The following is a 14411-nucleotide window of genomic DNA, read 5'->3' on the forward strand; positions in this document are numbered from 1 at the left end:
GCTTTTTGTTATTAGGCGTAACCGCTATGACTGGGCTATACGCCCTTGGTTAGCCTTGTGCTGCGAGCGTAGCGAAGGCGTGGTCAGCCGCTGCCAGTGTCGCATCAATTTCCTTTTGGCCGTGCGCCAAGCAGGTAAAGCAGGCTTCAAACGCAGACGGTGCGAGATAGATACCTTGCTCGAGCATTAAGTGGAAGAAACGCTTAAAGCGCTCAGTATCGCACTGCTGCACGTCTTTGAAGCAAGTGACTGTGTCTTGGTCCGTAAAGAAAAAACCAAACATTGCACCGGCTCGGTTGGTCGCTAATGGAATACCGTGTTTGTCGGCCAAGGCTTTAAAGCCATCAGCAAGTTGTTTGGTGACGCTATTGAGGTAATCATGATTGCCTGGTTGACGTAGTTCACTAAGACACGCGAAGCCAGCTGCCATGGCGACCGGGTTACCGGCCAAGGTGCCCGCCTGATAAACCGGACCGGTCGGTGCTAAGTATTCCATCACATCGCGACGACCACCAAATGCACCTACAGGCATGCCACCACCGACGATTTTACCTAGGGTAGTCAAATCAGGTTTGACGTCGTAATAGGCTTGTGCGCCGCCAAGTGCCACGCGAAAGCCCGTCATCACCTCATCAAAAATTAGCAGGGCACCAAATTCATCGCATAGCGCGCGTAAACCTTGTAAGAAACCTGGCTGTGGTGGCACACAGTTCATGTTACCGGACACTGGCTCGACAATAATACAAGCCACCTCGTCAGGATAAGTCTCGAACGTTTGGCGTACCGAGTCTAGATCGTTATAGGTGCAGGTCAGCGTGTGTTTGGCAAAATCTGCCGGTACCCCGGGGGAGTTTGGCTCGCCGAGCGTGAGTGCACCTGAGCCTGCTTTCACGAGTAAGCAGTCACCATGGCCATGATAATTGCCTTCAAATTTGATGAACTTATCGCGTTTGCTATAGCCGCGCGCGAGACGAATGGCACTCATGGTCGCTTCGGTGCCAGAGTTCACCATACGCACCATTTCCATGGATGGAACAAGCTCAGCAACCAGTTCTGATAAAGTGGTTTCACTTTCGGTGGGTGCACCAAAGCTCAGTCCACGCTGGGCGGCATCAACCACAGCTTCTCGAATGGAGGCGTGGTTATGGCCGAGAATCATTGGGCCCCACGAGCCAACGTAGTCGATGTAAGCTTTGCCGTCGGCATCAAAGATGTACGCGCCGTCAGCACGCTCCATAAAGACAGGGTCACCGCCGACACCGGCAAATGCACGCACGGGAGAATTCACGCCACCGGGAATGGTGCGTCTAGCTTGTTGAAAAAGTTGTGCTGATTTGGTCATGACATATCCTGTTAGGTAAGGCTTCGCCTAAATTGCGTCAGTGTATTTTAACCAAAGATACAGAACACTGGCGAGGTGGAGTATGATTTCATTGCAACAAGTTTGGCAATTAATACGTACTGATCACAATTGCGATCAAGCGCGCAATACTTGAACACTTTACTCAGGTATTAGATAATCCAATACTAAGCACCAAGAGCATGTGAGGTAACAATGAGCGAAGCACCTTTGCCGTTAGAGTTTTCTGAGGCCGCGGCGACCAAGGTAAAGACGCTGATTCAGGAAGAAGAAAACCCAAACCTGAAACTACGTGTCTATATTACCGGTGGTGGCTGTAGCGGCTTCCAGTATGGTTTTACCTTCGACGAAAACGTCAATGAAGGCGATATGGAGATCGAGAAAAGCGGCGTGATGTTGGTAGTGGACCCCATGAGTTTACAGTATTTAATGGGTGGGAAAGTCGACTATACCGAGGGGCTGGAAGGATCGCGCTTTTTCATTGATAACCCGAATGCCACCACCACGTGTGGCTGTGGCGCATCATTTAGCGTCTAATTTTTCGGCTGCGATAAAACGTACGATTTTTCGTTCCATCACAAAAACGGCGTCCTGTAGCGCCGTTTTTGTCGCGATAGTCTGTTTAACCGCCACGGTTATAATGGTTTAAGTTGCCTATTGTCGCCAGTAGTTGGTTAAATTTGCTCAACTGTGCCATACGAGATTCAGCCAAGCGAACGAATTCTCGCTTGTCTTTACCTTGCAGGGATTTCGCTTCTGGCAATGCGACGGTGCGTGGGTTCTTATGCACACCATTGACCAAGAACTCGTAATGTAAGTGCGCCCCCGTAACACGCCCTGTTGATCCAAGCGTGCCGACGATATCGCCTTGTTTGACGCGCTGGCCGGTTTTCACTTTGCGTTTGGTCAAGTGCAAATACTTAGTGATGTATGTCGAGCTATGGCGGATAAAGACATAATTGCCGTTAAAGCGATTATAAGACGCTTTCATCACGATACCGTCACCAGCCGCTTTGATAGGCGTACCAACCGGTGCGACATAATCGGTGCCGCGATGCGGTTTGACCCGACCCGTCACTGGGTGCAGACGGCGTGGATTAAAGTTTGAACTGACATATCTAAAGTTCACCGGCGAGCGCAAGAAGGCTTTTTTCATCGCTTTACCGGTTGGTGTGTAGTATTTGCCACTCTCGGCTCGCACGGCGGTAAAGGTTTCACCACGGTTGGTGAACGTGGCTGCCAGAATATTACCGCTGCCAATATGTTCACCTTCGACAAACTCCTCTTCATACAAGACGGAAAAGCTGTCTCCGTTACGAATATCGAGGGCAAAATCGATATCCCAGCCGAAAATCCCCGCCAGTTGCATGATTTGGTTTGGGGTGAGGCCTGCGCCTGACGCGGCTTGCCAAAAACTCGATTGAATGGTCGCTCGAGCAAAATTTATCTGGGTATCAACGTGTTTGGTTTCAATGCGAGATTGATAGGTGTCATCGATCTTATTGACGATGAGGGTTTCATTGCTACCGCGTGGCTGAATCAGTTGCACCAGCTCGCCGCTGTCATCAACGCCTAAACGTACTTCATCACCAGGATTCAGATACGCTAAACGCTGGGTATGCTCATCGGCATTCACGAGGCGATAGAGATCGGTTGGGCTCAGGCCAGCGCGGTTAAACAGCAACGCCATACTTTCACCCGGTTGGACCTCATAGGTGGACCAATGGATAGTGCGGCTAAACTGTGCGGGCATTTCATCTTGTGGTGGCAGTAACGAGACGGCATCCACAGGGACAGGGTAGTGCTTACCCAGTTCAAAATTGGGTTGAGGGCGCGGGGTGCTTGGGCCATCAGGCACCAACATTAATAAGACCACGAATGCACTTAATGCACCGATAATGAGTTTATGTAACTTGGGTAAGGCTGCGAGTTTATTTAACGGCATGAAGACTATGTTGAATCACTACGAATAAAGTTATGACAGTCAGACACCCAATCGGTTTTATTGGGGATGATGCCCTGAAGTAGATTTGACACGGCTGACACAAAGACCACACACATTTTTTGATGGCAGCCACTGCGCGCACCCTGTATTCACTCTATCAGTTTAACTGGTTTCAAAAACTGTCGCTATTCGAGTAATATGTCTGTTTATCACATTTTTGCCTATTAGGTAGGAGCAACAGACTATGGCGAGCCTTGAAGCCGCGCTAGCAGAACTAAAACGTGGCGTTGATGAAGTAATCCCGGAAGACGAGCTGGTGGCAAAGCTGAAAGAGGATCGTCCTCTTCGCATTAAGCTCGGTGCGGACCCTACTGCGCCGGATATCCACCTCGGTCACACAGTGATCTTAAATAAGCTTCGAGCTTTTCAAGCGCTTGGCCATGAAGTGATTTTTTTGATTGGCGATTATACCGGCATGGTTGGCGACCCGAGTGGTAAAAACATGACGCGCCCGCCATTGACACGTGAACAGGTACTGGCAAACGCAGAAACCTACAAAGAGCAGGTCTATAAAATTTTAGACCCTGCTAAAACACGTATTGAGTTTAACTCTAAATGGCTGGGCGAATTAGGCACGGATGGCATGATTCGTCTCGCGGCGAGCTCAACCGTGGCGCGTATGCTCGAGCGTGATGACTTTAAAAAGCGTTATACCAGTAACCAAGCGATAGCTATTCATGAGTTTATCTACCCACTCTTGCAAGGCCACGATTCAGTCGCGTTGGAAGCGGACGTTGAGCTGGGCGGAACCGACCAAAAGTTTAACTTGTTAATGGGGCGTGAGCTGCAAAAGCAAGCGGGACAAAAGCCGCAAGTCGTGATGACGATGCCGCTATTGGTTGGGCTTGATGGTGTTAAAAAGATGTCTAAATCGGCCCATAACTACATCGGCGTCAGCGAACGTCCAGATGATATGTTTGGTAAAATCATGTCGATTTCTGACGATTTGATGTGGGATTACTACGAGCTATTGTCATTCCGTCCTTTAGAGGAAGTGACTCAGTTCAAGAAAGATGTCGAAGCGGGCAAAAACCCACGTGACATTAAAATCTTGCTGGCGAAAGAAATCATTGCCCGTTTCCATTCAGACGCCGATGCTGACGCGGCCGAGCAAACTTTTATCAATCGTTTCCAAAAAGGGGCGATGCCAGATGAGATGCCAAGCTTTACCTTTGAGCAAGGTATTGCGATTGGTAACCTGCTAAAAGAGGCGGGATTGGTGAATTCCACCTCAGACGCGTTGCGTATGATCCGCCAAGGTGCGGTGAAAATTGACGGCGAAAAAGTGGAAGACACTAAGCTGGTGCCAGCAGCGGGTGAAGCTGTATATCAAGTGGGTAAGCGTAAGTTTGCGCGTGTGACGTTAAGCTAGCGATCCCCTAAAAGGGGACTCTACGTAACGCATAAAGGCATGACTAGCTGATAACGAAAAGCCCTCGCGTGATTCGCGAGGGCTTTTTATTTAGCGATCGAGCGCAAACGGCGGTAAAGATAAATGCCAGCGAATGGCCGCTAAACGGATCAGTAAGGTGGTGAGCATACCGGCGAGCGATGCCGTGACTGTGTCTGGACTCACTTCGATAGCAAGAGTATGGACAATGCCGCCAGCAATACAGGCCGTTGCATACACTTCCGTTCTCAGCACCATAGGCACTTCCCGCGCGAGCACATCACGAATAATGCCACCGCCACAGGCCGTTATGACCCCCATGATCACCGCGACAAGTGGCGATGCACCATAGCTTAGGGCTTTATCCACCCCAATGCCGACAAAGACCGCTAAACCAATCGCATCCGCGCAAGGCAGTACGTACCAAGGTAGACGGCGCGGATGGCGGATCAGCAGCATGGTCGCCACGCAGGTGGCTAATATCACCCAAATATAAAGCGTATCGGTAATCCAAAAGGCTGGTGTGGCGCCCATGGCCATATCTCTGACGGTGCCTCCTCCAATGGCGGTGGCACAGGCCAACACCACCACGCCAAAGGGGTCCATTCTTAAGCGACCGGCGACTAACACCCCTGAAATAGCAAAAACGGCGGTGCCAAATAAATCGAATAAATACAGAATCATGGTTTGTGTCATGCTAGGTCCTATTGCGCGTGACGGACTTTATCGAGGGCGGTACAAATTTGCTCTGCGGCATTCAATGCGCGTGGTGTGGCGCGGGTTAACCAGTCAGGATTCAGTGGCCAGGTAAAACGTTGTGCGTGATCGGGCACTAATTCAGCCATCGATTGCCAAGATTCTGGCAATGTCGCACCGGTGTAGAACACCGTTTGTGGTAAGCGAGTGATCACCTGTTCCATATTCACTTGCGGATAGGCGGCTGGGCTTTCGGCGAAAATATTTTCCCCGCCGCATAAGCGAAATAACTGACTCGGCCAAGCACGATCACTGGCGGTCATTAAAGGCGTATCGCTGAGTAGATAAAAATAGCGTACAGAGGGTGCGTTCTGATAACGCGCTTTGAGCTGTGCGAGCTTTTTATCAAAGGCTTTTGCGTTGCGTGTGGCGATATCAGACGTCTTACTGTAGCGGCCTAACTCGCGAATAAACTGGCCAATGTCGCTAAGCTGGTTGGGGTTAAGGTAACGAATCTCAAATCCCATCTTAGCGAGAGTTTCTAGCGGTTTAGGCGGATTGCCGCCACGCCAAGCTAAAATTAAATCAGGCTTTAGGGCGATAATGCGCTCTAACTTTATCCCGCGGTAATTGGCCACGCGTTCAAGAGACTTTGCTTGCTCTGGATAATCACTATAGGCGCTGGCTGCGACTAGATGAGGACCAAGTCCTGCGGCATAGGCGAGCTCAGTCGCATGAGGAGCAAGACTGATCACTCGAGGTGACGTGGCATAAGCGCTGAAAGCCAGTCCCCAAAGCGAGATGAGAAACACAGGTCTACATACCAAAAGCAGCACGAGGCGGGCGCGAAAACGAGGCATCAATCCGAGTCCTTAAAGAATAAGAAGCAAAGAGCTTAACGCAAGCCAAATTAAAACACTGTGTTTTAATTTTAAACGCAAAAGCAATAGGTGGTAACACGCCGGGGTGACCCCGTAGCCAATTTTGGTTCTGAGGGTTTTCGTGCCTTGATAGATAGCCGGGCCACCGAGAGATAATTGAAAGCGGCTTCCCGCACAGGCGAGTAGCCAACCCGGTCCTGGCGTGCGCCAACGACGGCCTTGTTGCCAGCAAGCTTTGAGATGCGTCCATGGCGTACGCCCTAGCGCCAATACGAGCGCAAACAGCGACATTGGAATGGTGTCGACTAGGTTGAGTAATCGTGCGGTTGCAAGGCCGAATGGATAATAGGCTAGTCGGCTGGGTGACCAGACGCGATGGAGATGAACCACACTGGTATATAAAAGGGCACCGACGCCACCGGCAAGCGCATAGTAAAAGATCACACAGGCGCCATGCCGAGCCGTGCCGAGGATCAACGTTTCGGCGCCGGCTTTACCGATGCCGATCAATGACAAGGACTCAGTGTCTCGGTTTACCTGTGTCGCAAGTAATGCACGCGAGGTACCTTTATCATGCTCATCAATGGCCTGCGCGAGTGCGTGTCCAAATTGGTCAATCGGTCGCCACGCTAATGCGAGCCAAAGCAAAATCCCATCAAAGAGTGGACGTGACCAGACGAGCTCACGAGCGGCAATCAATAAGATAGCCAAGGTGCCGCACATCAAGGCCAAGGCGAGACCACCCGCGAGTTTGCGTTGCTGTTTAGGATCGTTATCTTTATTGACTTGGCTCGCCAGCAATACGGCATACTGCTGCCAATATTGAAAAGGAGAGTGCTGGGTTGAGAGCGGCAGTAACCAGTGGATCAGCACCGCCAGCCACAGCGCCCATAAGCTTCCGTGGTTGGCGGCGAACAGTATCCATTGTTGCGGGTTAAGCAAAGCATCCATGATCGTGGTCGGGTTAGTCGTTAATCATCGTCACCATTTTTTCGACCATGGCGGAGGAGCTTTTTGCTGCCAGAGGCAAGAATTCTTCAAAAGACATGGGTGACTCTTTTTCTGCGACCACGTCAGAAATAGCACGTACTACCACAAAAGGTGTTTTGAACTGGGCACAAACTTGCGCAATGGCAGCCGCTTCCATTTCTGCGGCAACGGCTTGGGGGAAGTGAGTGTGGATATGTTGACGATGTGCGTCAGTGTGGACGAAGGTATCTGCGGTACAAATGAGTCCGCGAACCACATGAGTCTCAGCGTCGACCGCTTTCTCAGCTAATTGCATTAAGGCTTCATCCGATTCAAATACTGCCGGCTGCTGTGGCACCTGCCCCATTTGATAGCCAAATGCGGTTGCGTCCGCATCGTGATAACCAACCTGAGAAGACACAACGACGTCTCCGACATTGAGCGAGGGCTCAAAAGCACCCGCAGAGCCGGTATTGATCACCCAATCAGGCTGGTGCTGCGAAAGCAACAAGCTGGTGCCAATGGCCGCCGCTACTTTACCAATCCCCGACTGCAACAAAACAATATCATGGCCGTGTAAGGTGCCGGAGTAGAAGGTGCAACCGCCCTCATGGTGCGTCGTTAGGCTGGTTAGCTTGTCGCGCAGTAGAGTGACTTCTTGCTCCATTGCGCCAATAATGCCGATTTTCATGGTTATAATCCTGTTCGCGCGTTAATGCCGTTAGTGTACATTAGACAATAAAAAAGTGCCTCCTTTGAGGCACTTCTGATGCTGTCGTTGATCTTAACGCGTTTAAACTTCGAGGTAATCCATGATCCCCTCAGCCGCTTTACGGCCTTCATCGATAGCCGTGACCACTAAGTCGGATCCTCGTACTGCATCCCCGCCGGCGAAGATCCGCGGATTCGTGGTTTGGTATAAGATCTCACCTTTGGCAGGCGCCTGAATCCGTCCTCGTTCGTCTAGTGCGACATCGTAAGGTTCCAACCATTCCATTGCATGAGGCTGAAAACCAAAAGCCATGATCACCGCGTCAGCTTCCAGTATGTGTTCACTGCCTTCAATCGGCTCAGGACGACGGCGGCCGGCGGCATCCGGGGCACCCAATTGGGTTTTCACTACGGTGACGCCGCGGACATTGCCGTTATCGTCAACTTCAATGCCAAGCGGTTGCAGGTTGAACATAAAGTTGACGCCCTCTTCACGCGCATTTTTAACTTCTCGACGTGAACCCGGCATATTTTCTTCGTCACGGCGATAAGCACAGGTGACGCTAGCGGCTTGTTGGCGAATCGAGGTACGCACACAGTCCATAGCCGTATCCCCGCCACCGAGGACCACAACGCGTTTCCCTGCCATATCGATAAAGTCGGGCGCATGATCCAGATCCATCACTTTATAGGTGTTGGAGACTAAAAAGGGTAGGGCATCAAAGACACCGGGCGCATCTTCATTCGCGAGCCCGGCACGCATGTATTGATAGGTTCCCACACCTAAGAATACCGCGTCGTAGTCATCCACGAGGGTTTGCATCTCAATATCTTTGCCGACTTCGGTGTTGAGGCGGAACTCTACACCCATCTCGGTAAAGACGCGCTGACGATGACGCATAACATCCTTTTCTAATTTAAAGGAAGGAATGCCAAAGGTAAGCAAACCACCGATCTCAGGATAACGATCAAAGACGACGGGTTTAACGCCATTGCGTACTAACACATCGGCGCATGCCAGACCAGCAGGCCCTGCGCCAATCACGGCCACTTTTTTATCGGTCCACTCGACATGTGACATATCAGGCTTCCAGCCCATTTCAAAGGCTTTATCGGTAATGTATTTTTCGACATTACCGATAGTCACCGCACCAAAATCGTCGTTGAGAGTACAGTCACCTTCGCACAGACGATCTTGCGGACAGACTCGGCCGCAGACTTCTGGCAAGCTGTTAGTTTGATGTGACAGTTCTACCGCTTCAATAATCCGCCCTTGGTTGGCAAGCTCTAGCCATTGCGGAATGTAGTTGTGTACTGGGCACTTCCATTCGCAATACGGGTTGCCACAATCGAGGCAACGATCTGCTTGGGCCGATACCTCCTTCTCGGTGAAAGGCTCATAGATCTCAACGAACTCAATCTTGCGCGTTTCAATCGCTTTTTTGCGCGGATCAATGCGCTGGACATCAATAAACTGATAGATGTTCTGGCTCATGGGTCCCTCCTTTTATTGCGCCTGAACGCGCAACTCGGTCGCGCTACGACTTTGATGGCCTAATAAAGTATTCACATCCGCCGCTTTGGGTTTGACCAAATAGAAGCGATGCACCCAATGATCAAACTCATCCAGTAGCTGTTTTGCACGATCCGAGCCAGTTAGCTCAAAATGCTGAGCAATTAAGCCACGTAAATGCTCTTGGTGGATCGTGAGAGCTTCCAGTGAGAGTGCCTCGACCAATTCAGCATTGATATGGGCATGGAAGTCGCCCTCTTCATCCAGCACATAAGCAAAGCCGCCAGTCATTCCAGCGCCAAAGTTGACACCGGTGCGCCCTAGAATTGCCACAATACCGCCTGTCATGTATTCACATGCGTTATCGCCTGCGCCTTCCACAATGGCATGGACGCCTGAGTTGCGTACCGCAAAGCGCTCTCCTGCTTTACCCGCAGCAAAGAGCTTGCCGCCCGTTGCACCATACAGGCAGGTGTTACCCATAATGGTGGACTCATGGCTGGCAAACGCCGATCCAACCGGTGGACGGATGACAATCTGTCCGCCACTCATGCCTTTACCGACATAATCGTTGGCATCACCGATGAGGGTAATGTTGACTCCAGCGGCATTCCATACCCCCAGAGACTGGCCTGCGGTGCCTTGCAGTTGAATATCGAGCGGATTGGCTGCCATTCCGGCATTGCCATAGCGTTTGGCGATGACGCCTGACAAGCTAGCACCGACTGAGCGGTCGGTATTACGGACCGAGCGGTAAATACTCGCGCTATGATTCGCCTCAATCGCATCACTCAGTTCACTCAGCAGAGTCTGGTTCAGCGCCGCTTTATCGAATGGCGTATTCGGCTCACTGCAATATAAGGTTTTTCCCGGCCAAGGCGTTGGCGCCTCAAGGATATGGCTTAAATCCAGTTTCAACTGTTTGGCGGTAAAGCCTTCAACCGCCTCTAATAAGTCGGTACGGCCAATCAGATCGGTGAGTTTCTCGACCCCGAGCTCAGCGAGCAGTTCGCGCACCTCTTCACCCAGGCCTTTGAAGAAATTCATCACCTGTTCGGGGAGGCCTTTAAAGTGATCGCGACGCAAGGTTTCATCCTGGGTTGCCACACCGGTCGCGCAATTGTTGAGATGGCAAATTCGCAGATATTTACAACCGAGTGCCACCATGGGGGCGGTACCAAAGCCGAAACTTTCTGCGCCTAAAATCGCCGCTTTAATAATGTCGAGACCGGTTTTCAAGCCGCCATCAACTTGCAGGCGAATTTTGTGGCGTAAGCCATTTTCCACCAAAGCTTGCTGGGTTTCGGCTAGGCCGAGCTCCCAAGGGCTACCTGCATACTTCACCGATGTCAGCGGGCTGGCACCGGTACCGCCATCGTAACCCGAAATGGTAATCAGATCGGCATAGGCTTTCGCGACGCCAGTGGCAATGGTGCCAACACCTGGTTCCGAGACCAGCTTAACCGAGACTAGTGCCTGCGGATTCACTTGTTTTAAGTCGAAGATCAGCTGCGCTAAATCTTCAATTGAGTAAATATCATGATGAGGCGGCGGCGAAATCAGGGTGACTCCAGGCACGGAAAAGCGCAGTTTCGCGATCTCTGCGGTCACTTTATGCCCTGGCAGCTGCCCGCCTTCACCCGGTTTTGCACCTTGCGCGACCTTGATTTGCAGCACGTCGGCATTAGTTAAGTAGTGCGGAGTGACGCCAAAGCGTCCCGAGGCAATTTGTTTGATCCGAGAATTACGCTCGCTATTGAAGCGACGTGGATCTTCACCGCCTTCTCCAGAGTTGGAGTGACCGCCTAGACGGTTCATGGCAATGGCGAGAGCTTCATGGGCTTCTGGACTTAAAGCGCCAATTGACATAGCGGCTGAATCAAAGCGTTTAAACAGCTCGGTCGCGGGTTCTACGCGCTCGAGTGCAAGCGGCGTTTGTGCTTTTTTCAAGCGCATTAAGTCACGCAAGGTCGCGACCGGACGTTCATTGACCGTGTTGGCGTAGGTTTTGTAATCCATGGTTTCACCCGAGCGGACCGCGCTTTGCAAGTTGGTCACTACATCGGGGTTATAAGCATGGTACTCACCGTCATGCACATATTTGAGCAAGCCACCGTGCTCAAGCGGTTTGCGTTTAATCCACGCGCGACGGGCAAGGTTGATGAGGTCTTGTTGGAAATCGTCAAAATTTGCCCCTTGAATCCGACTCGCGACGCCTTTAAAGCAAAGTTCAATGACATCGTCATGCAGACCTACGGCTTCAAACAGTTGCGAGCAGCGGTAAGACGCAATGGTCGAGATCCCCATTTTCGACATGATTTTGTAAAGACCTTTATTGATGCCATTACGGAAGTTAACCATGACGTCACGATAAGGTTGGTTGACCGCACCAATATCGACCAAATTAGCCAACGTTTCGTAGGCTAAATAGGGATAAACCGCGGTGGCGCCAAAACCGAGTAACACCGCAAACTGATGGGCATCACGAGCGCTACCGGTTTCGATGATGATGTTGGCATCACAGCGCAGGTTCTTGCTGACCAAACGTTTTTGCACTGCACCGACGGCCATGGCGGCTGGGATTGGGAGCGTGTCTTTATGAATACTGCGATCAGACAGCACGACCAAGACGGTGCCATCGCGGACACAGCGCTCAGCTTGATCACAAAGGTCAAGGATCGCTTGGTGAAGATCTTTCTCGTTCGGGTTGTAGTTAATATCGAGAATCGTATTGCGGTAATAGGTGTCGTCCAGCTCGAGTAACTGGATCAGATCCGAAAACAGCAGTACGGGCGATTTAAAGGCAACCCGTTCGGCATGGCCATCGGTCTCGCAAAAGACGTTCATCTCGCGACCGATACAGGTCGCCAATGACATCACGTGATTTTCCCGTAACGGATCGATAGGTGGATTGGTGACCTGAGCAAATTTTTGCCGGAAATAGTCACTGACACAGCGCGGACGCGAAGAAAGCACCGCCATTGGTGTGTCATCGCCCATGGAGCCGGTCGCTTCTTGGCCGATATCACCCAAGACCTTGACCACCTGATCAATCTCTTCGTTCGACATGCCAAACAGCTTTTGATACGTCTTGAGCTGACCATCTTGCAGGTTGCGGCTGCCTTCACTGGTTTGTGGGTCCAGATCTTCAAAAGGCGTCAGGCGACGGACGTGTTGATCGAGCCATTCGCGATAGGGGTGGCGGCTTTTGAGCTCATTATCGATTTCACCTGAGTGCCAAATTTTCCCTTCTCGTGTATCAATGACCAGCAACTCGCCTGGCCCGACACGCCCTTTTTCCTCAACTTCATCCGGTGCGTAATCCCAGATGCCGACTTCAGATGCCAAGGTAATAAATTTATCTTTGGTGATCACATAACGCGCTGGACGCAGACCGTTTCGGTCAAGGTTACAGGCCGCGTAGCGACCGTCTGACATCACAATGCCGGCTGGGCCATCCCAAGGCTCCATATGCATCGAATTAAAATCATAGAATGCGCGGAGCGCATCATCCATATCTGGATGATTTTGCCAAGCAGGCGGCACAAGCAGGCGCATGGCTCGGAACAAGTCCATACCACCGGCAAGAAAGACTTCCATCATGTTATCGAGGCTGGATGAGTCTGAACCGGATTCATTCACAAATGGCGCCGCTTGGTATAAATCTGGCAATAGTGGCGAGTTAAACTTATACGCACGGGTCCGCGCCCACTGGCGATTCCCTTCAATGGTGTTGATTTCACCATTGTGTGCGAGGTAGCGGAAAGGTTGGGCAAGCGGCCAGCGCGGCTGCGTATTGGTACTAAAACGCTGGTGGAACAAACAAATCGACGACTCAAGGCGAAGATCGGCCAAATCAGTGTAAAAGCGCGGCAGATCTGCCGGCATACACAGTCCTTTATAGACAATGGTTTGGGTCGACAAGCTGGTCACATAAAAATCTGCATCATCGGTGAGGGCCTTTTCGGCGCGACGACGTGCAATGTAAAGGCGACGTTCGAGATCGCGAGCTCGCCAGCCGGCTGGACCATTGATAAAGACTTGCTCAATCACCGGTTGAGACTGTTTGGCGATGTCTCCAAGTACGTCAGGATTGGTCGGTACCGTTCGCCATCCCACCACTGAAAGGGTTTCAGCGTTGATTTCTTGCTCGAAGCGTTGTTTGGCTTGTTGGGCTTTAGCTGGATCGGCGCTTAGAAAAATCATGCCGACCGCGTAAAGGTGGCTAAGCTTCCATTGATTTTGCTCAGCGATAAGGCGGAAAAAGCGGTCTGGCTTTTGCAGCAGCAATCCACAACCATCGCCTGTCTTACCGTCTGAGTTGATACCACCTCGGTGGGTCATGCGGTCAAGTGCAGCGATAGCGGTACGAACCAGTTTGTGGCTTGGCTCTCCCTCTTGGTGGGCAATAAGGCCAAAACCACAGTTATCTTTTTCCAGCATTGGGTTGTACAGCGACATTGCAATTCTCCCTTGCTACTGCGTGATGCGCAGTGATTGCATTTATTGTCGTGATCCTCCTGACCACTCTGAGCGGGCTTAGCCTTGTGACTATGCTCCCGTTATGTTGGGATTTTTTAACGAGATTTGTCGGTTATTGGTTATTTAACTAGCTGTTTTTAAAGACAATAACCGAGTCAAATAAGGGGAAAACACGACTCAGCGACCTTCCAAATTAACGGGAAACCCCGCAAAGGTCAAATTTTTGTATGCAACCTTTATGCATATACAAATGTAAAAAACGACGATTTAAGATTATGATTTAGTGTGCTTTTAATGCGGATAAACAGGGAATAATAGCTATTCGCAATTATGCTTTTTAGTTAAATAATTATTAAATAAAGGCAGAATTTGAGTAGATATTCTAATTTTAACAACAAACAGAG

Annotated in this window: 10 protein-coding genes; 2 read left to right on the forward strand and 8 right to left on the reverse strand. The window is 50.8% G+C overall.

Annotation, left to right across the window (positions count from 1 at the left end; all coding sequences use genetic code 11):
* Nucleotides 1-49 precede the first annotated feature (49 nt).
* Nucleotides 50-1342 carry a glutamate-1-semialdehyde 2,1-aminomutase gene (gene hemL / locus BZG77_RS00905; RefSeq protein ID WP_077645824.1) on the reverse strand — a complete coding sequence of 431 codons (1293 nt, stop codon included), beginning with the start codon at nt 1340-1342 and terminating at the stop codon, nt 50-52.
* 213 nt (nt 1343-1555) lie between these two features.
* Between hemL and erpA the strand changes: the two genes are divergently transcribed.
* Nucleotides 1556-1897, forward strand: a complete 342-nt coding sequence (erpA, locus tag BZG77_RS00910) for an iron-sulfur cluster insertion protein ErpA (protein ID WP_021022145.1) — start codon at nt 1556-1558, stop codon at nt 1895-1897.
* A gap of 85 nt (nt 1898-1982) precedes the next feature.
* On the opposite strand, the gene BZG77_RS00915 is transcribed toward erpA, so the two are convergent.
* On the reverse strand, nt 1983-3305 hold the full coding sequence (locus tag BZG77_RS00915; RefSeq protein ID WP_077645825.1) for a peptidoglycan DD-metalloendopeptidase family protein: 1323 nt from the start codon (nt 3303-3305) through the stop codon (nt 1983-1985).
* 244 nt (nt 3306-3549) lie between these two features.
* Here BZG77_RS00915 and tyrS point away from each other — a divergent pair, with 244 nt between their 5' ends.
* Nucleotides 3550-4737 (forward strand): tyrosine--tRNA ligase, encoded by a 1188-nt coding sequence (tyrS, locus tag BZG77_RS00920; protein WP_077645826.1) that lies wholly within the window; start codon nt 3550-3552, stop codon nt 4735-4737.
* A 90-nt stretch (nt 4738-4827) separates the two neighbouring features.
* Here tyrS and BZG77_RS00925 read toward each other — a convergent pair whose 3' ends face one another.
* From BZG77_RS00925 to gltB, 6 genes are all read right to left on the reverse strand, one after another.
* Complete coding sequence (locus tag BZG77_RS00925) at nt 4828-5439, reverse strand: TRIC cation channel family protein (RefSeq protein WP_077645834.1); 612 nt, start codon at nt 5437-5439, stop codon at nt 4828-4830.
* Nucleotides 5440-5459: 20 nt separating this feature from the next.
* Nucleotides 5460-6311, reverse strand: a complete 852-nt coding sequence (gene btuF / locus BZG77_RS00930; RefSeq protein WP_077645827.1) for a vitamin B12 ABC transporter substrate-binding protein BtuF — start codon at nt 6309-6311, stop codon at nt 5460-5462.
* 12 nt (nt 6312-6323) lie between these two features.
* Nucleotides 6324-7283 (reverse strand): cobalamin biosynthesis family protein, encoded by a 960-nt coding sequence (locus BZG77_RS00935; protein WP_077459818.1) that lies wholly within the window; start codon nt 7281-7283, stop codon nt 6324-6326.
* 13 nt (nt 7284-7296) lie between these two features.
* Nucleotides 7297-7992 (reverse strand): 5'-methylthioadenosine/S-adenosylhomocysteine nucleosidase, encoded by a 696-nt coding sequence (mtnN, locus tag BZG77_RS00940; RefSeq protein WP_077645828.1) that lies wholly within the window; start codon nt 7990-7992, stop codon nt 7297-7299.
* A gap of 102 nt (nt 7993-8094) precedes the next feature.
* Nucleotides 8095-9507, reverse strand: coding sequence for an FAD-dependent oxidoreductase (locus BZG77_RS00945; protein WP_077459816.1), 1413 nt, complete (start codon nt 9505-9507; stop codon nt 8095-8097).
* Between the two features lie 12 nt (nt 9508-9519).
* Nucleotides 9520-13986: a glutamate synthase large subunit gene (gene gltB, locus BZG77_RS00950; RefSeq protein ID WP_077645829.1), complete on the reverse strand. Its 4467-nt coding sequence runs from the start codon at nt 13984-13986 to the stop codon at nt 9520-9522.
* Nucleotides 13987-14411: the final 425 nt, after the last annotated feature.

Origin of the sequence: Salinivibrio sp. IB643 (genome assembly GCF_001996105.1) — a bacterium.
Lineage (GTDB): Bacteria > Pseudomonadota > Gammaproteobacteria > Enterobacterales > Vibrionaceae > Salinivibrio > Salinivibrio costicola.